The organism is Citrobacter sp. CK181 (genome assembly GCF_030333595.1).
Lineage (GTDB): Bacteria > Pseudomonadota > Gammaproteobacteria > Enterobacterales > Enterobacteriaceae > Citrobacter_B > Citrobacter_B koseri.
This window is the reverse complement of record NZ_JAOWFN010000013.1, coordinates 51,586-67,919: the sequence shown is the minus strand read 5'-3', so window position 1 is coordinate 67,919 and position 16,334 is coordinate 51,586. Positions and strand designations below refer to the sequence as shown.

Annotated in this window: 14 protein-coding genes and 1 other annotated feature; of the genes, 7 read left to right on the top strand and 7 right to left on the bottom strand. The window is 51.9% G+C overall.

Annotation, left to right across the window (positions count from 1 at the left end):
* The first annotated feature begins 70 nt into the window (after positions 1-70).
* Positions 71-964, top strand: a complete 894-nt coding sequence (locus OGW17_RS11680; RefSeq protein WP_049008749.1) for a helix-turn-helix transcriptional regulator — start codon at positions 71-73, stop codon at positions 962-964.
* On the opposite strand, the gene OGW17_RS11675 is transcribed toward OGW17_RS11680, so the two are convergent.
* Together OGW17_RS11675 and OGW17_RS11670 are read right to left on the bottom strand one after the other, a co-directional pair.
* On the bottom strand, positions 961-2,283 hold the full coding sequence (locus OGW17_RS11675) for a 6-phospho-alpha-glucosidase (RefSeq protein WP_047460135.1): 1,323 nt from the start codon (positions 2,281-2,283) through the stop codon (positions 961-963). The genes OGW17_RS11680 and OGW17_RS11675 overlap by 4 nt on opposite strands.
* Positions 2,280-3,899, bottom strand: a complete 1,620-nt coding sequence (locus OGW17_RS11670; RefSeq protein ID WP_071259109.1) for an alpha-glucoside-specific PTS transporter subunit IIBC — start codon at positions 3,897-3,899, stop codon at positions 2,280-2,282. The genes OGW17_RS11675 and OGW17_RS11670 overlap by 4 nt, the downstream gene beginning before the upstream one ends.
* Positions 3,900-4,121: 222 nt before the next feature.
* Between OGW17_RS11670 and OGW17_RS11665 the strand changes: the two genes are divergently transcribed.
* The gene (locus OGW17_RS11665; RefSeq protein WP_071259106.1) at positions 4,122-4,844 is read left to right on the top strand and encodes a GntR family transcriptional regulator; all 723 of its coding nucleotides are present in this window, start codon (positions 4,122-4,124) and stop codon (positions 4,842-4,844) included.
* On the opposite strand, the gene OGW17_RS11660 is transcribed toward OGW17_RS11665, so the two are convergent.
* The 3 genes from OGW17_RS11660 to ibpA all read right to left on the bottom strand — a co-directional run bounded on the left by OGW17_RS11660 (position 4,841) and on the right by ibpA (position 7,691).
* Positions 4,841-6,502, bottom strand: a complete 1,662-nt coding sequence (locus tag OGW17_RS11660) for a putative transporter (RefSeq protein ID WP_071259103.1) — start codon at positions 6,500-6,502, stop codon at positions 4,841-4,843. The genes OGW17_RS11665 and OGW17_RS11660 overlap by 4 nt on opposite strands.
* 234 nt (positions 6,503-6,736) lie before the next feature.
* The gene (ibpB, locus tag OGW17_RS11655) at positions 6,737-7,165 is read right to left on the bottom strand and encodes a small heat shock chaperone IbpB (protein WP_071259100.1); all 429 of its coding nucleotides are present in this window, start codon (positions 7,163-7,165) and stop codon (positions 6,737-6,739) included.
* A 112-nt stretch (positions 7,166-7,277) separates the two neighbouring features.
* Positions 7,278-7,691 (bottom strand): small heat shock chaperone IbpA, encoded by a 414-nt coding sequence (ibpA, locus tag OGW17_RS11650; protein ID WP_006687722.1) that lies wholly within the window; start codon positions 7,689-7,691, stop codon positions 7,278-7,280.
* Positions 7,685-7,757: a sequence feature (ROSE (Repression Of Heat Shock gene Expression) occurs in the 5'-region of heat shock genes and acts as an RNA thermometer to modulate expression.), on the bottom strand. It overlaps the preceding gene by 7 nt.
* 240 nt (positions 7,758-7,997) lie before the next feature.
* Between ibpA and OGW17_RS11645 the strand changes: the two genes are divergently transcribed.
* The gene (locus OGW17_RS11645; protein ID WP_058668313.1) at positions 7,998-8,330 is read left to right on the top strand and encodes a YceK/YidQ family lipoprotein; all 333 of its coding nucleotides are present in this window, start codon (positions 7,998-8,000) and stop codon (positions 8,328-8,330) included.
* A gap of 1 nt (position 8,331) precedes the next feature.
* Here OGW17_RS11645 and OGW17_RS11640 read toward each other — a convergent pair whose 3' ends face one another.
* A complete protein-coding gene (locus OGW17_RS11640) occupies positions 8,332-9,558 on the bottom strand; it encodes a YidR family protein (protein WP_071259097.1) in 1,227 nt (408 codons plus the stop codon).
* A 335-nt stretch (positions 9,559-9,893) separates the two neighbouring features.
* Between OGW17_RS11640 and OGW17_RS11635 the strand changes: the two genes are divergently transcribed.
* From OGW17_RS11635 to senB, 4 genes are all read left to right on the top strand, one after another.
* Positions 9,894-10,772, top strand: a complete 879-nt coding sequence (locus OGW17_RS11635; RefSeq protein WP_071259096.1) for a ChaN family lipoprotein — start codon at positions 9,894-9,896, stop codon at positions 10,770-10,772.
* A 7-nt stretch (positions 10,773-10,779) separates the two neighbouring features.
* Complete coding sequence (locus tag OGW17_RS11630) at positions 10,780-11,568, top strand: energy transducer TonB family protein (RefSeq protein ID WP_071259094.1); 789 nt, start codon at positions 10,780-10,782, stop codon at positions 11,566-11,568.
* Between the two features lie 163 nt (positions 11,569-11,731).
* The gene (locus OGW17_RS11625; RefSeq protein ID WP_058668315.1) at positions 11,732-13,993 is read left to right on the top strand and encodes a TonB-dependent receptor domain-containing protein; all 2,262 of its coding nucleotides are present in this window, start codon (positions 11,732-11,734) and stop codon (positions 13,991-13,993) included.
* 68 nt (positions 13,994-14,061) lie between these two features.
* Complete coding sequence (gene senB, locus OGW17_RS11620; protein WP_024130080.1) at positions 14,062-15,237, top strand: enterotoxin production-related protein TieB; 1,176 nt, start codon at positions 14,062-14,064, stop codon at positions 15,235-15,237.
* A 113-nt stretch (positions 15,238-15,350) separates the two neighbouring features.
* Here senB and yidA read toward each other — a convergent pair whose 3' ends face one another.
* Positions 15,351-16,163, bottom strand: coding sequence for a sugar-phosphatase (gene yidA, locus OGW17_RS11615; RefSeq protein ID WP_012000803.1), 813 nt, complete (start codon positions 16,161-16,163; stop codon positions 15,351-15,353).
* Positions 16,164-16,334: the final 171 nt, after the last annotated feature.

Here is a 16,334-nt window from a genome sequence, read left to right as displayed (position 1 = left end):
TCGCCTCCCTGAAGCATTCACTTTCTGTTATGTTCAGGTTGTGGGCATCATTCTCCGGCGAGAAAATAAAATGAATGGAAACTTGCTAAGTTCGCATGTAAAAAACGAAACTACGTACAATATTCCCCTGCTGATTAATGAAAATGTGATCTCCAGCGGAATTTCATTGATCTCGCTGTGGCATACCTACGCTGACGAAAATTACCGTGTTATATGGCCGCGAGATAAGAAAAAGCCGCTAATCGCCAATTCGTGGGTCGCGGTCTATACCGTACAGGGGTGCGGGAAAATCCTGCTGAAAGACGGCGAGCAAATTACATTAAACGGCAACTGCATTATCTTTTTAAAACCCACTGATATACAGTCTTACCATTGCGAAGGTTTATTGTGGGAGCAATACTGGATGGAGTTTACCCCAACCAGTATTATGGATATTCCTATCCGACAACAAAGCGTTATTTATAACGGTGACGTTTATAATCAGGAACTGGCCGAAGTTTCACAATTAATTACCCGCCCGGAACCGATTAAAAATAATCTCGCCGTCGCGTTTCTCACGAAAATTATTTATCAGTGGATTTGTCTTATTGACTCAAACGGGAAAAAAGACCCACAACGCATACAGGTTGAAAAGTTAATTGCAGCGTTACATGCCAGCCTGCAACGCCGCTGGAGCGTAGCGGATATGGCGGCCACGATCCCCTGTAGCGAAGCCTGGCTGCGTCGTCTGTTTTTACGCTATACCGGGAAAACACCGAAAGAATATTATCTGGACGCCCGACTGGAACTGGCATTATCGCTGTTAAAACAGGAAGGGAATTCGGTGGGTCAGGTAGCGGATATGCTCAACTTCTTTGACTCATTTCATTTCAGCAAAGCATTTAAGCATAAATTTGGCTACGCGCCGTCGGCGGTGTTGAAACATCCTGACCGGCACCCGCTGGATGCCGGTCAACAAGATTAGTGCAGTTCAGGCCAGTATTCTTTGTTGGCTTCAATCAGATCATCAAGAATCGCTTTGGCGACAGACGCGCTCGGCACGGTTTTGGAGAGCGTAATCGCCTGCCACAGACGCTGATAGGAGCGATGCTCCCAGGCATCGACCACCAGTTTCTCGACGGCCACCTGCTGGCTCATCAGCCCTTTCTGGAACTGCGGAATATCGCCAACCGTCAGAGGTTCCGGCCCGTTATGCCCCACCAGGCAAGGGATCTCCACCATCGCTTCATCATCAAAGTTATGAATCGCCCCGTTGTTTGGCACAATCAGCAGCATCCGTTCCTGCGTATTAAAGGCGATTGCCGTTGCCAGATCGACGATATAAGACGCATGTTCATCAATTTCCAGCTCGCCAGCGGAGGAGTGGCCTGCTTCAATAATCGCGCGGCAGGAGCCAAATACCTGTTTTTCACGGTGATCCATCACCTCATTAGCACGCGTGCGCGCCGGGTTCGAGTGCTGTACCACATAGTCCGGGAACAGATAGTATTTCAGATAGGTATTCGGCATGGTGTCCGGGTCCAGCGCCTGCACATCCTTCGCTTTGGCGAACGTATCATTCCAGCTCGCTTCAGTATGCGGATCGTTAGATGGCGGAACATAACCGTGTTTCGCGACGTATTCCCGCAGTTTCGGCATCAGGTCGTTACCCTGCAAGTCCTCAATCGACGTCCACCAGCCAAAGTGGTTCAGCCCGTAATAACGCACGCGCATTTGCTTACGATCTTGCAGGCCGACAATCTGCGCCATCCGCCCTTCAATGCCGATCGGCATATCACAGATATTGAGGATTTTGGCGTTCGGGCGCAGACGTCGCGTCGCCTCGGCCACTATCGCCGCCGGGTTGGAGTAGTTCAGCATCCACGCGTTCGGGGAGTATTTCTCCATGTAATCCACCAGCTCCAGCACGCCGCCAATAGAACGCATCCCATACGCAATCCCGCCCGGGCCACAGGTTTCCTGGCCTAATACGCCGTGGCGCAGCGGGATTTTTTCGTCTTTTTCCCGCATCGGGTATTTGCCCACGCGGATATGCGCCATCACGAAATCAACATCGGTAAACGCTGCTTCGGGATCGGTGGTGTAACTAAACTCAATCTCCGGCGCCTGCTCTTTAAGGATGATTTTGCACGCTTCGGCAATCACTTCCTGGCGAGCGCCGTCGTTGTCATAGAATTTCAGCGCGCGAAGCGGAAAACGGTCCTGGTTTGCCAGCAACATCAATACGATGCCCGGCGTAAATGTGCTGCCGCCGCCTGCGATAACCACTGAGAATTTTTTCATGATACTGCCTCCGTCATGGGGATTTGTTCGGTCGATAAGGGGGATTTCATTAGCGTTTCAAGCTGGTCACGCACCTGGGGCACATGCAGGCCGACAATCACCTGGATGCCATTGCCACGGCGAACCACGCCGTGCGCGCCCAGCGCTTTAAAGACGTCATCACTCTGGGTCTGCGCCATATCGTGGAGCGCGATACGTAAGCGCGTGGCGCAGTTATTAATGCTTTCAATATTGCCCGCGCCGCCCAGCGCCTGGAGGAACCCGGCTGCCTGCCCAAGTTTTGCGTCCGGCGCGGGCGCCGTTGTCTGTCCACGCGCGGCCTTGTAATCCGCTTTGCTGTAGAGTCTGACTTCACTCTCTTCACGACCCGGCGTTTTCAGATTGAAGCGCAGGATCAGGGTGCGGAAAACCACAAAATAGAGGGCGGTGAATGCCAGCCCGATGCCTATCTGGGTAAACATCATTCCGGCATGGTTGTGGAACATCGGGATCCAGTTTTGCGGTAAGAACTGATCCAGCAGTCCGCCGCCCATATTTCCTACCACGCCACAGATATACATCACCGTCGCCATTGAGGCCGCCAGTACCGCGTGTACGGCAAACAGCAGCGGAGAGATAAACAGGAAAGTGAATTCCAGCGGTTCCGTGATGCCCACCAGTACAGCGGTTAACGTGGCGGGGATCAGCAAACCGGCGACCTTCACCCGGTTTTCTGGCGATGCGGTGTAATAGAGCGCCAGCGCAATCCCGACGGAGCCAAAGATTTTTGAGTTACCGTGCAGGGCAAAACCGCCTTCCGGGAATAACGTCTTCAGCGATTCCGTGCTCTGGCTGAACGCCTGCATGTGTTGCGCCCAGTAAACCTGAATGCCACCTTCTACCGCCGCCGGGCCAAAAATGAAGGGGCCATAGACGAAGTGGTGCAGCCCTGTCGGGATCAGAATACGTTCGAGGAAGGTGTAGACCCACACGCCCAGCGCGCCCGCTGAACGCAGGAAAGCCTGTAGAGATTCAATGCCCATCTGCACTTTTGGCCAGCCGAGCAGCGTCAGCCAGGCGCAGGGGATCATCACCAGGAACGCGATAATCACCACAAACGACGTGCCCTGAAAAATACCGAGGAACACGGGCAACGGCTTATCGAAATAGCGGTTGTGCAGCGCGGTGACGATGCCCGAAATCATAATGGCGCCGATAATGCTGGTATCGAGCGTTTTTATTCCGGCCATCATCGTCAGACCGCTGCCTGCCGTCGGGTCTACGCTGAAGTCCACGCCGAAAAAATGACCCCAGGTCATGCCCATGGCATTAATGAAATAGTTCCATGTCAGGAAGCTGACCAGCACCGCCAGACAAGCTCGGCCTTGCGCCTGTTTAGCCAGGCCAATCGGCAAGCCGACGGCGAAAATCAGCGGCATATTACGGAAAACCGTCCAGCCGCCTTCTTCAATAATATGAACGATTTGCGCGAATAAACTGTTGGGATCGGTCAGCGCTTCGCCAACAAAAAGCGGGTTGCGCAGCATGATAGCGATACCCACGACGATACCGGCGAACGGGAACAACAGTACCGGGGTAAACATAGCGCCGCCAAAGCGTTGTATTTGACTGAGCATTTTTACATCCTCATATAACAACCAGTAGGGAGAGGCCTTTTTTGTAGTGATTGCTGGCCTGATACGAGAATAGGTAGTTGCGATTCTGAGAACATGACGCGCCGCTTCGATTCGTGATCGCATTCATGGTTTTAATTCAGTCAATAATGTCTACTTTTTACATAAAAGTTAGACATCAAAAGGTTCGTAGCGCGGAAATTAAAGGGAAAAAGAGGTCTGGTAGTGATCTACAAATCGATAGCGGAACGACTAAGAATCCGGCTCAACTCATCTGATTACAACATCGGTAGCCCGTTGCCTGGTGAAAAAAAGCTGGCGGAAGAGTTTGCTGTGTCACGAATGACCATCCGCAAAGCCGTCGATATGCTGGTGGGGTGGGGACTGGTGGTGCGGCGGCACGGGAGCGGCACATACGTGGCGCGTAAAGACCTTCATCATGAAACCACCAACCTGACCGGACTGGCGGAAGTGCTGCGGCGTCAGGGAAAAGAGGTCACCAGCCAGGTGCTGGTGTTCGAAGTGATGCCTGCGCCCCCCGCCATTGCCAGCCAGTTGCGGATTCAGATCAACGAACGTATCTACTTTTCCCGCCGCGTGCGCTATGTGGATGGCAAACCGCTGATGCTGGAGGACAGCTATATGCCCGTCAGGCTGTTCCGTAACCTCTCGCTGATCCACCTGGAAGGGTCGAAATTTGATTATATTGAGAAAGAGTGCGGCATCACCATCAGTGGCAACTATGAAAGCCTGACGCCCGTACTGGCCGATAAACAGCTCTCCGCGCAAATGAACGTCCCCGAGCAAACGCCGCTACTGCGGATCACATCGCTTTCTTACAGCGACAGCGGGGAGTTTTTGAATTATTCGGTCATGTTCAGAAATGCCAGCGAATACCAGGTGGACTACCATTTACGGCGCGTCCACCCGGATGCAAACCTGACCTAGCCTAACCCCCAGAAAAGCACCGCCAGCAGTTGCGGGGTGATAATCCGCAGGAACATTACCAGTGGATAAACGGTGGCGTAGGAGAGCGCCGCCGCACCGCTGGTGGCATGCAGGTTGTTAGCAAACGCCAGTGCAGGCGGATCGGTCATTGACCCCGCCAGCATCCCGCATAGCGTCAGGTAGTTCATTTTGGCAAAGATACGCGCCAGAAGACCGACGGTAATCAGCGGAATGGCAGTAATAAAGATGCCGTAACCAATCCAGCTCAGACCATCACCCTGAGTCAACGTATCAATAAAGTCACCGCCAGACTTCAGCCCGACCACCGCGAGAAACAGCACGATCCCCAGCTCACGCAGCGCCAGGTTGGCGCTTGGCGGCATAAACCAGTACAGCTTGCCGATGCTGCCGATACGTCCCAGAATCAGCGCCATGATCAGCGGCCCGCCCGCCAGTCCCAGCTTTAACGCTACCGGGAATCCAGGGACAAACAACGGAATCGACCCCAACAACACGCCCAGACCAATACCGATAAACACCGGTAACATCTGCACCTGTTGCAGTTTTTGCTGGGCGTTCCCCACAACATTGGCCACCGCATCAATTGAAGAAGGACGGCCAACCAGATTGAGGATGTCACCGAATTGCAGGCTGGCGTCGTTACTGGCCACCAGCTCTACGCCCGCACGGTTCAGACGGGAGATCACCACGTCATAGCGTTCTTTAAAATGGAGGTCGCGAATGCGTTTTCCGAGCACCTTTTCGTTAGTGACCACGACGCGTTCAACGCGCAAATCCGTCCCTCGCGTTGAGAGCGAGGTGTCCACCTCCTGACCAATGACCAGCTGCGCGTTATGCAGATCGGCGGGCTGTCCCACCAGATGCAGCAGGTCGCCCGACTGGATGATCGTTCCCGGTGAAGGCACCATCAGCGTCTCGTCGCGTTTCAGACGCGAACAGATGATTTTATCGCTGTTCAGGATGGGCACATCCTGGATCGCCATATTGTTGAGATTCGGGTTCTCAACACGGATATTCATGGTCTGGATTAACGAGTGTCCATTGCTAAGCGTGTCTTCATGCTGCTTCGCTTCCGCCTCCACGTTGACGCGAAAAATCATCCGCATCAGCCACATGGTGAGCAAAATGCCGCAAATCCCGAAAGGATAGGCCATCGCATAGCTCATCCCCATCTGGTCCACCGCTTCCATTGGCGTTCCCAGATCGCGCAGAATTTGCTGCCCGGCCCCCAGCGCAGGCGTATTGGTGACCGCGCCGGAGAAAATCCCCAGCACCACCGGTAGCGGGATAGCGAAGATTTTATGCAGAATGGCGGTAACCAGCCCACCGATAATGACAATCAGGATGGCAAAGAGATTAAGGCGCAACCCTGAGACGCGCAGAGAGGCAAAGAACCCCGGCCCCACCTGAATACCAATGGTGTAAACGAAGAGTATCAGGCCGAATTCCTGGATAAAATGCAGCATGTCACTGCTCAGCGTCATCCCGGCCTGATCGACAAAGTGGCCGACGATAATCCCGCCGAACAGTACGCCGCCAATGCCAAAACCGACACCCCGCACCTTGATATTGCCGATCCACAACCCGACAACCGCCACCAACGCCAGAACGCTGACCGTCAATGCTATATCACTCATCTTCTTTTCCCTGTGAATAACATTATTAATTAAATGGATTCTCGCAGAGTACAAGCGGTATGTATGGGTGGTAAAGCACAAAAATGCCCCGTCATTGCTGGCGGGGCGGTTTGTTGAAAAGCATGATGCCGGACCTATAGGTTCTGCGTCGCTTTGTAGGCCCGGTAAGCATAGCGCACCGGGCGATTTGCCGGATGGCGGCTACGCTTTATCCGGCCTACAGGTAGTCCTGGACTAGCTATTTAACGCGGGACGTTCGCTAATAGCGATACGCTGCGGAGCGATGGTTTCCGGCTCGTTGCGGGTTAAATCAATGTGCAATAACCCATTGGTGAAGGTCGCGCCGCTGACCTCCATATTTTCTGCCAGAGTAAAACTCAGACTGAATGGCTGTGTCACCAGGCCCTGATGCAACCATTTGGTTTCTTTTTCCGGCTGCGCTGGCGTGCCTTTTACGGTCAGGCGCGTGCCTTCCAGTTGAATATCCAGATCTTCCTGACGGAAACCGGCTAACGCGAGGGTAATGCGGTAGTGGTTGTCATCGCTTTTTTCAATGTTATAGGGCGGGAAGCCCTGGCTTTCACCGGTGTTTTGCAGGGCGTTGGCCAGTTTGTCAAAACCGATCCATTGACGCAGCAGTGGGGATAAATCGTAATTACGCATGATAATAATCTCCTTCTAAGAAGCGAGTAATACCCAGCGAATCCTCAGATTCGCATATGCTCCCTGACGGCGAGCATGGGGATAACAGGCCGCCGGCGGCGACCTGACTGAATCAGTTAATTTCGATACGGCGCGGTTTGTTCGCTTCTGGAATCACGCGCTCCAGGTCGATATACAGCAGACCGTTCACCAGGTTAGCGCCGCGAACATGAATATTCTCTGCTAACTGGAATTTGCGTTCAAAGTTACGCTCTGCGATGCCCTGGTAGAGATAGGTACGTTCTTTTTGCTCATCCGCATGAGCGCCTTTTACCACCAGCAGATTATCCTGAGCAGTAATTTCCAGTTCGCTTTCCGCAAAGCCTGCAACGGCAATCGCAATGCGGTAATGGTTTTCATCCACCAGCTCGACGTTATACGGAGGATAACCGCCATTACTCTGGCTCTGGTTGTTTTCTAAGAGGTTAAACAGACGATCAAAACCAATGGCAGAACGGTACAGCGGGGATAAGTCAAAGTTACGCATAATGAATAGATCCTGAAATCAGCGAGAATAGTTGACCTTCCATCATGGACAGGTCAGGTAGCCAGAACACCCATCAGGCGTGCTCTTTATTTGCCTACACCCTAAAAATGGGTCTGGAAATGAACTTTTCAAGCGCTTGCAGGGGACTTTTTTTGCAGTTTGTTGTCTATCGCATAGACTGGGTGAACAGCACACATTGTTAAAGTGCGATAAGCGCCACAGTGCGACGTGATGGTGATGTTATTTTTCGCGACGGATCGCTATAACTCATCATGCAAACACCGATAATCAACAGATGAATAAATCATGATAAAAAATGTGTTGTTAACGCTGATGATGTGCAGTGGATTGGTTTTACTGGGTGGCTGCTCCAGCGTAATGTCACATACCGGCGGCAAAGAGGGGACCTACCCCGGCACACGCGCCAGCGCCGAAATGATCGGCAGCAGTGATACAAACTGGGGCACCAAATCGCTGGCAATCCTGGATATGCCCTTTACCGCCGTCATGGATACGATACTCTTGCCGTGGGACTTCTTCCGCACAGACAGCTCAGTGAAGTCGCGAGTGGAAAAGAGCGAGGAGAAAACGAAGATGACCAACGCCGTTATCCCCCCGGCAAAAATGCCCGCTCACTGATTTATCGTTCGGTTTCCGTCACCCAAAGCTGGCGGAAACCGTCAACCTCTTCCATCCACGCGATTAACGCTCCATCCGGCGAAAAAACAACGGCGTCCGCTGAAGGCTGGCTGTCATGACTCTCCGTTAAAAAGGCGATTGCCCCGCTCTGCGCGTCGCAGCAGGCAATGCGGTTTTCCAGCACAAACCCCAACCACTGGCCTGACGGGTGCCAGTTGAACGCTGACTGAATATCGGTCGCGTTATGCGTAAGCTGGCGCGGCTCTCCCCCCTGCGCCGGGATCAGCCAGAGCTGGACAATACCGCGATCATCGCGCATCAAAAACGCAATGTCCGTGGCTTGCGGGTTACTCCGCACCCAATGGCGCGGAACGTTTACCAGCCCAGGGAAAGCGCGATCGTGCGTAAAGGTCAGACGGCGCTGAACAACGCCCGCAGGCGGCGCTGGCAGCGTTGATTCTGTTCCGGTCAGCGGCATATCGCCTGCCTGTTTCCAGCCTTTTTCATCCTGCGGCAACGCCACCAGAAACAGCTCCGGCACTTTTTCACCCTTCGCCGACAAGGTATCGCCAATAAACGCCAACGCATGATCGCCCACCCACCCCTCTTCGTAGGCGCGGTTAATGTCATCGCTGCCCGGCCGTGGCGCCGGCGTGGTCTGGCTCACCAACACGCACCAGTGGCTGCCGCTGTACTCCCGAGGATGCTGAACCGCTACCGTAACCGGGCCATACGGCACCGCAACGCCGACGTTACGCAAGTCCAGCGCCGGATCGCGCTCACGCAGTACATGGTCGTTATAGGTGAAGCTGACACGCTCGCCGTTCGGACTGAACACATGCACATGGCTGCCGCCGCGCAGCGCGCCGGGCGTATACGGCACGGTGATGTCCATTGCATCCAGATTCGTCACGCGGTTTTGCGCCGCTATCACGCCGCGACGATGGTGGAAATCATAACGCCACGTCTCGTCCGGGTTCTCCGGGCCATGAATGAACACATAGCGATCGTCTTGTGGATGAACGGTCACCACGCCAACGTGCGCGCCCTGCGTAGCGCGATAAATGACCTCAACCTCGCCAGTCTGTACGTTGACGCGCTCAATCGTCTCACCGGTAAACGAGGCGCCTGACGGACGCACATCAAAAACCAGCCACTGGCTGTCCGCCGTCCAGGTGTTGGTATTCGTAAGCTGATGATGACGCAAAGCGAAAGTGATTTGTTTCATGGAGATACCCTGATGCGCGGTTTTCGCATCAGGGTATAGCATTGGAAGAAATTAGCCTACCCGTTTAACGTCGCCGACCAGCAGGATATAAGAGAGCTCCATTTGGGGAGGGTAGCTACCGCTTTTAAAAACTCAGAATATTAACTTACTAACAGTCATGTTATTGCGATATTTAACTAAAATGTTGGCAACAAAAAGTGAATTCAGGATGCTGCTAATGATAATGTAGGTGATAATGAGTTTCATTCGCGATTATGGTTTGTTAACATACCTGCCTGTTATAAACCAGTCTGCATCAATAAAATGGCCAGTGAAGGCCTCTTCCAGGCAGAAATATGCGAAAAAAAATAATCCTGACTTCTTTGATAGCGTTAGCCAGTCTGAGCCTGAGCTCCTGTAGCCAGCCTGCATCAATAAACCAGAATAAACCATTACAAACAGCCCGTGTTTCTGACGGGCAAATAGTTGATTTAAAAAGCAATAAAACCATTACCAAACAAGAGCTTTTGGCTGAGCTTGCCGTTGCCCGGCAGCTTATTATTGGCGAAAAACACGATAATGCCGGACATCATCAGATTGAGCTCTGGCTTATTCAAAACCTGCCCACCCGGCGACCACAGGGGAGTGTGCTGCTTGAGATGCTGACGGCAGACCAGCAGCCCCGCGTTAACCAGGTTAAACGCTGGCTGAAAGATGATCCCGTGGTCCGGGATGGCCGTATTCAGGAACTGCTTAACTGGCAAAAAGGGTGGCCCTGGGAGATGTATGGCGACATAGTCATGCAGGCATTACGTGCGCCTTACCCTCTGCTCAATGCCAACATTGACCGGGATCGGGTAATGGCGCTGTACAAAAAAAACGAATTTCCTGAAGGGAAAAAATCCACAGCACCTGCGGTACAAGAAGCTCTGCGCGAAACCATCATAGCCATGCATGAAGGCAACATTGAAGGCCAGCAACTGGCGTCAATGCTCTCTGTTCAGCAACAGCGGGATCGCTACATGGCCCGCCAGCTTCTGGATGCCCCGGCTCCGTCGTTGTTGATTGCAGGAGGTTATCACGCGTCAAAAAGCATCGGCGTACCGTTACACATAGAAGATCTCGCCCCCGGCACCCAGCCTGTGGTACTGATGCTCGCAGAAAAAGGGATGAACATCACCGTAGATCATGCTGACTACGTGTGGTTCGTGACGCCAGACACTGCAAAACGGTAAACCATGGATGATGAATATTCTCTACCTTCCACGACCGGCAAAATGGAGCGGCTGGTTTATCTGTTCACTGCTGCTTCATGGACTGCTTTTCCTTGCGTTTGTCTGGCGGTTTTCCGACATACAGCCCGCCACGCCTCCTGCCCCGGCGATAATGCTGCAATGGGCCGATAATATCGAGGCTCCTTCTTCTCCTCTTCCGCTTCCGGTGGGAATCGCTCAGCAGGAATCCGCAGCGGCAGAAGAAAAGCAGCAGGCTGAGGACAGGCAGCAGCGTCCTGTCACTGAAGACAGGGATGCGACCATTGAAATAACCAGGAAGAAAAAGGCATCCGACGGGGAAAAGAAAAAGCCACGTCCGCCACGTAAGATAAAGGATCAAACCAGCGACAGCAGCCACGCAGCCGTTTCCAGTAATGCCGCGCCTCAGGCCCCGGTCGAATCATCCCGTATTGCTGCGCCTTTCAACAGTGACTCAGCGAAGCGAGACAATTCCGGTGCATCCTGGGAAAGCAGAGTGAAAGGCCACCTTAACCGTTATAAACGTTACCCAGGCGATGCCAGAAAACGCGCACGAACCGGCACAGCCATAGTGACTTTTACCGTTAACGCGGAAGGCACCGTTGTCAGTAATTCTCTGGCAACGTCTTCGGGAACCCTCTCTCTCGATCGCGAAGCTGTTGCCGTTTTAGAACGCGCTCAACCACTTCCCAGACCACCAGCTGAAATATTAGAGGGAGGCTTCTTTAAAGTAAAAATGCCGATTACCTTTGATCTGACGGAGTTAAGGGAAAATTAGCGACTCTGGTTCGCTTAACTGAAATTTGATATTCATTTTTATGCTGAACATTTTATCAGACTTCACTGCTGTCGAAAAAATCAAGAAAACGTCAGAGAAGTTTTATTAAAAAATAAACAAAGATCTGGATCTTTTATTTATTACGATACTTCTAAGGATATTTATGAACGTTATTAAACTGGCCATCGGCTCAGGCATATTATTGCTCAGCTGCGGCGCTTACGCACAATCCATCAGTGAAAAAACAGGTACCGATAAAAAAGGAGCGGCAGAATTCAGCCCGCTCAACGTTTCTATCGGGAAGACGACCAGTGAGCAGGAGGCTCTTGAGAAAACAGGCGCGACCAGTTCCCGGACAACGGACAAAAACCTGCAATCACTCGACGCAACGCTGCGCAGCATGCCCGGTACTTATACCCAAATCGATCCAGGCCAGGGAGCAGTAAGTGTGAATATTCGCGGCATGAGCGGATTTGGCCGCGTAAACACTATGGTGGACGGTATCACCCAAAGTTTTTACGGCTCCTCAACCTCCGGTACCACTGCACATGGCTCAACCAACAATATGGCTGGCGTACTTATCGACCCTAATTTTCTGGTAGCAGTTGATGTTACGCGCGGCGACAGCAGTGGCCCGGCAGGAGTCAACGCCCTGGCCGGTAGTGCAAACATGCGTACTATTGGCGTTGACGATGTGATATTTAACGGTAATACATATGGCCTTCGTTCACGTTTCTCAGTTGGCAGCAATGGGCTTGGGCGCAGCGGAATGATCGCCGTCGGTGGAAAAACCGACGCTTTTACGGATACAGGCAGCGTTGGCGTTATGGCCGCTGTGAGCGGCAGTTCTGTTTACTCTAATTTCTCAAATGGCTCTGGAATTAACAGCAAAGAGTTTGGTTATGATAAATATATGAAGCAGAACCCAAAATCCCAACTGTATAAAATGGATATCAGACCAGACGAATTTAACAGCTTCGAACTTTCCGCTCGAACCTATGAAAATAAATTTACACGTCGTGATATAACCAGTGACGACTATTACATTAAATATCATTACACCCCTTTTTCTGAATTAATTGACTTTAACGTAACGGCCAGTACCAGCCGCGGTAATCAAAAGTATCGTGATGGCTCGCTGTATACTTTCTACAAAACCTCAGCGCAAAATCGTTCTGACGCGCTGGATATCAACAATACCAGCCGGTTCACTGTCGCGGACAATGACCTGGAGTTTATGCTGGGCAGCAAACTGATGCGTACCCGCTATGACCGAACCATTCACTCAGCGGCGGGCGACCCGAAAGCGAATCAGGAAGCGATCGAGAACAATCCGTTCGCACCCTCCGGTCAGCAGGATATTTCAGCGCTGTATACCGGGCTGAAGGTTACGCGCGGCATCTGGGAGGCAGATTTCAATCTCAACTACACACGTAACAGGATCACAGGGTACAAGCCCGCCTGCGATTCACGCGTTATCTGCGTGCCACAGGGTAGCTACGATATTGACGATAAGGAGGGTGGCTTCAACCCTTCAGTTCAGCTTTCTGCTCAGGTAACACCATGGCTTCAGCCGTTCATTGGCTACAGCAAATCCATGCGCGCCCCGAACATCCAGGAGATGTTCTTCTCTAATTCAGGAGGCGCATCCATGAACCCATTCCTGAAGCCTGAACGTGCAGAAACCTGGCAGGCGGGTTTTAACATTGATACCAGAGATTTACTGGTCGAACAGGATGCCCTGCGCTTTAAGGCTCTGGCGTACCGCAGCAGGATCCAGAACTACATCTACAGCGAGTCTTATCTGGTTTGTTCTGGAGGTCGTAAATGCAGTATGGCTGAGGTGATTGGCAATGACTGGGAGGGCATGAGCGATGAATACAGCGACAATATGTACATCTACGTTAACTCGGCAAGCGACGTTATCGCAAAGGGCTTCGAACTGGAGATGGATTATGATGCAGGTTTTGCCTTTGGCCGACTCTCTTTCAGCCAGCAGCAAACAGACCAGCCAACCTCCATCGCCAGCACCTACTTTGGCGCAGGGGATATGACCGAACTGCCCAGAAAATACATGACGCTGGATACCGGTGTTCGCTTCTTCGATAACGCGTTGACCCTGGGCACTATCATAAAATACACAGGCAAAGCTCGTCGCCTGTCGCCTGATTTTGAGCAGGACGAACATACCGGCGCAATAATCAAACAGGATTTGCCGCAGATTCCAACGATTATCGATCTCTATGGTACTTACGAGTACAACCGCAATCTGACACTGAAACTTTCGGTACAAAACCTGATGAACAGAGATTATTCGGAGGCGCTGAATAAGCTCAACATGATGCCGGGTCTTGGTGACGAGACCCACCCGGCCAATTCCGCGCGTGGCAGAACATGGATATTTGGCGGGGACATTCGTTTCTGATGACAATTTCCGCGAGGTTCAGACAGTACGTTTTCTCTCTTATGTCAATTTTATTGCAGGAACGAAAAATGAATATTTTCACTTTATCCAAAGCACCGCTATACCTGTTAATTTCACTATTTTTACCCACGATGGCCATGGCTATCGATCCACCTGAACGCGAACTTTCGCGATTTGCCCTGAAAACGAATTACCTTCAGTCCCCTGATGAAGGCGTCTATGAACTGGCGTTTGATAATGCCAGTAAAAAGGTGTTTGCAGCAGTCACCGATCGTGTAAATCGTGAAGCCAATAAAGGCTATCTGTATTCGTTTAATTCAGATTCGCTGAAAGTCGAAAATAAATACACGATGCCATACCGGGCATTTTCGCTGGCGATAAATCAGGATAAACATCAGCTCTATATCGGACACACCCAGTCAGCGTCCCTGCGTATCAGTATGTTTGACACCTCAACCGGCAAACTGGTAAGAACCAGTGACAGGTTAAGTTTTAAAGCGGCAAACGCTGCAGATTCGCGTTTTGAGCATTTGCGCCATATGGTTTACAGCCAGGATTCCGATACCCTGTTTGTGAGTTATAGCAATATGCTGAAAACGGCCGAGGGCATGAAGCCTCTGCATAAGCTGTTAATGCTCGACGGGACGACGCTTGCCTTAAAAGGCGAGGTTAAGGATGCTTACAAAGGTACAGCGTATGGTCTGACGATGGATGAAAAAACACAGAAAATCTACGTTGGCGGAAGAGATTACATCAACGAAATTGATGCGAAAAATCAGACGCTGCTGCGTACCATCCCGTTGAAAGATCCGAGACCACAAATCACAAGTGTGCAGAATCTGGCGGTGGACTCCGCTTCTGACCGTGCCTTTGTGGTGGTATTCGACCATGACGATCGCTCCGGTACAAAAGATGGACTCTATATTTTTGACTTACGCGACGGTAAACAGCTTGGCTATGTGCACACAGGAGCCGGAGCTAACGCGGTGAAATACAATCCGAAATATAACGAACTGTATGTCACCAACTTCACCAGCGGCACCATCAGCGTAGTGGATGCCACCAAATACAGCATCACCCGTGAATTTAACATGCCGGTCTACCCAAACCAGATGGTGTTATCGGACGACATGGATACCCTTTACATTGGCATCAAAGAAGGCTTTAACCGCGACTGGGATCCAGATGTGTTTGTAGAAGGGGCTAAAGAACGCATTCTGAGCATTGATTTGAATAAGTCGTGATCGGACCGTTCCCCCGTCAAACTGGCCGGGGGAACGGCAAACCAGCGAAGTACTGTAGTCCGCCGCGTCAGTGGGTTCCCGGATGGCGGTTTCTCTTAATCCAGGCCAGCCACTTAATTCAGTACAAATTTCTCAATTGCGTATGCCACGCCGTCTTCCAGGTTGGATTTGGTGACAAAATTAGCCACCTCTTTCACCGACGGAATCGCGTTGTCCATCGCCACACCCATGCCTGCATATTCGATCATCGCGATGTCGTTTTCCTGATCGCCAATCGCCATGATTTCTTCCGGCTTGATCCCCAGCGCATCGGCCAGCGACTTCACGCCAGTGCCTTTATTGACGCGTTTATCCAGGATTTCGAGGAAGTACGGCGCACTTTTTAACACGGTATATTTCTCTTTTACTTCCGCCGGAATACGCGCAATGGCCTGATCAAGGATGACGGGTTCATCAATCATCATCACTTTCAGGAACTGCGTTGCCGGGTCCATTTTCTCCGCTTCACAGAACACCAGCGGAATGGTGGCGACATAGGATTCATGTACGGTGTAGTAGCTGATATCACGGTTTGCGGTGTACAGCGTGTTGCGATCCAGCGCGTGGAAGTGTGAGCCGACTTCGCGGGACAACTTCTCCAGAAAGCGGTAATCGTCATAGCTCAGCGCCGTTTGCGCAACGGTACTGCCATCGCCCGCTTTCTGCACCAGCGCGCCATTGTAGGTGATGCAGTAGTCGCCGGGTTGTTCCATGTGAAGCTCTTTCAGATAGCTATGGACACCCGCATACGGACGGCCAGTGGTCAGCACCACGTTAACGCCACGGGCGCGCGCGGCGGCAATCGCCGTTTTTACCGCAGGTGAAATGGTGTGATCGGGCAGCAAAAGGGTGCCATCCATATCGATAGCAATGAGTTTGATAGCCATGAGTTCCCCGGATTAAATGAGTCCGTCCTCATGCTAACGCGATTCCGCTCAAAAAACAGCAACGAAAAGGGGGATGGAAAGGGGAACCGGGATTCCCCTTTTGCAGATCGGTTGTAGGCCGGATAAGGCCTAAGCCGCCATCCGGCAGCTTAGGCTGATGAACTGCCTGAT

Excerpts from the sequence above, each read along its gene's own strand:
- OGW17_RS11635 (WP_071259096.1), top strand. The coding sequence starts at position 9,894 with ATGCGAAAAAAAATAATCCTGACTTCTTTGATAGCGTTAGCCAGTCTG.
- OGW17_RS11675 (WP_047460135.1), bottom strand. The coding sequence starts at position 2,283 with ATGAAAAAATTCTCAGTGGTTATCGCAGGCGGCGGCAGCACATTTACG.
- senB (WP_024130080.1), top strand. The coding sequence starts at position 14,062 with ATGAATATTTTCACTTTATCCAAAGCACCGCTATACCTGTTAATTTCA.
- ibpB (WP_071259100.1), bottom strand. The coding sequence starts at position 7,165 with ATGCGTAATTACGATTTATCCCCACTGCTGCGTCAATGGATCGGTTTT.
- OGW17_RS11640 (WP_071259097.1), bottom strand. The coding sequence starts at position 9,558 with ATGAAACAAATCACTTTCGCTTTGCGTCATCATCAGCTTACGAATACC.
- OGW17_RS11670 (WP_071259109.1), bottom strand. The coding sequence starts at position 3,899 with ATGCTCAGTCAAATACAACGCTTTGGCGGCGCTATGTTTACCCCGGTA.
- OGW17_RS11680 (WP_049008749.1), top strand. The coding sequence starts at position 71 with ATGAATGGAAACTTGCTAAGTTCGCATGTAAAAAACGAAACTACGTAC.
- OGW17_RS11660 (WP_071259103.1), bottom strand. The coding sequence starts at position 6,502 with ATGAGTGATATAGCATTGACGGTCAGCGTTCTGGCGTTGGTGGCGGTT.
- ibpA (WP_006687722.1), bottom strand. The coding sequence starts at position 7,691 with ATGCGTAACTTTGACTTATCCCCGCTGTACCGTTCTGCCATTGGTTTT.
- OGW17_RS11645 (WP_058668313.1), top strand. The coding sequence starts at position 7,998 with ATGATAAAAAATGTGTTGTTAACGCTGATGATGTGCAGTGGATTGGTT.
- yidA (WP_012000803.1), bottom strand. The coding sequence starts at position 16,163 with ATGGCTATCAAACTCATTGCTATCGATATGGATGGCACCCTTTTGCTG.
- OGW17_RS11630 (WP_071259094.1), top strand. The coding sequence starts at position 10,780 with ATGATGAATATTCTCTACCTTCCACGACCGGCAAAATGGAGCGGCTGG.
- OGW17_RS11625 (WP_058668315.1), top strand. The coding sequence starts at position 11,732 with ATGAACGTTATTAAACTGGCCATCGGCTCAGGCATATTATTGCTCAGC.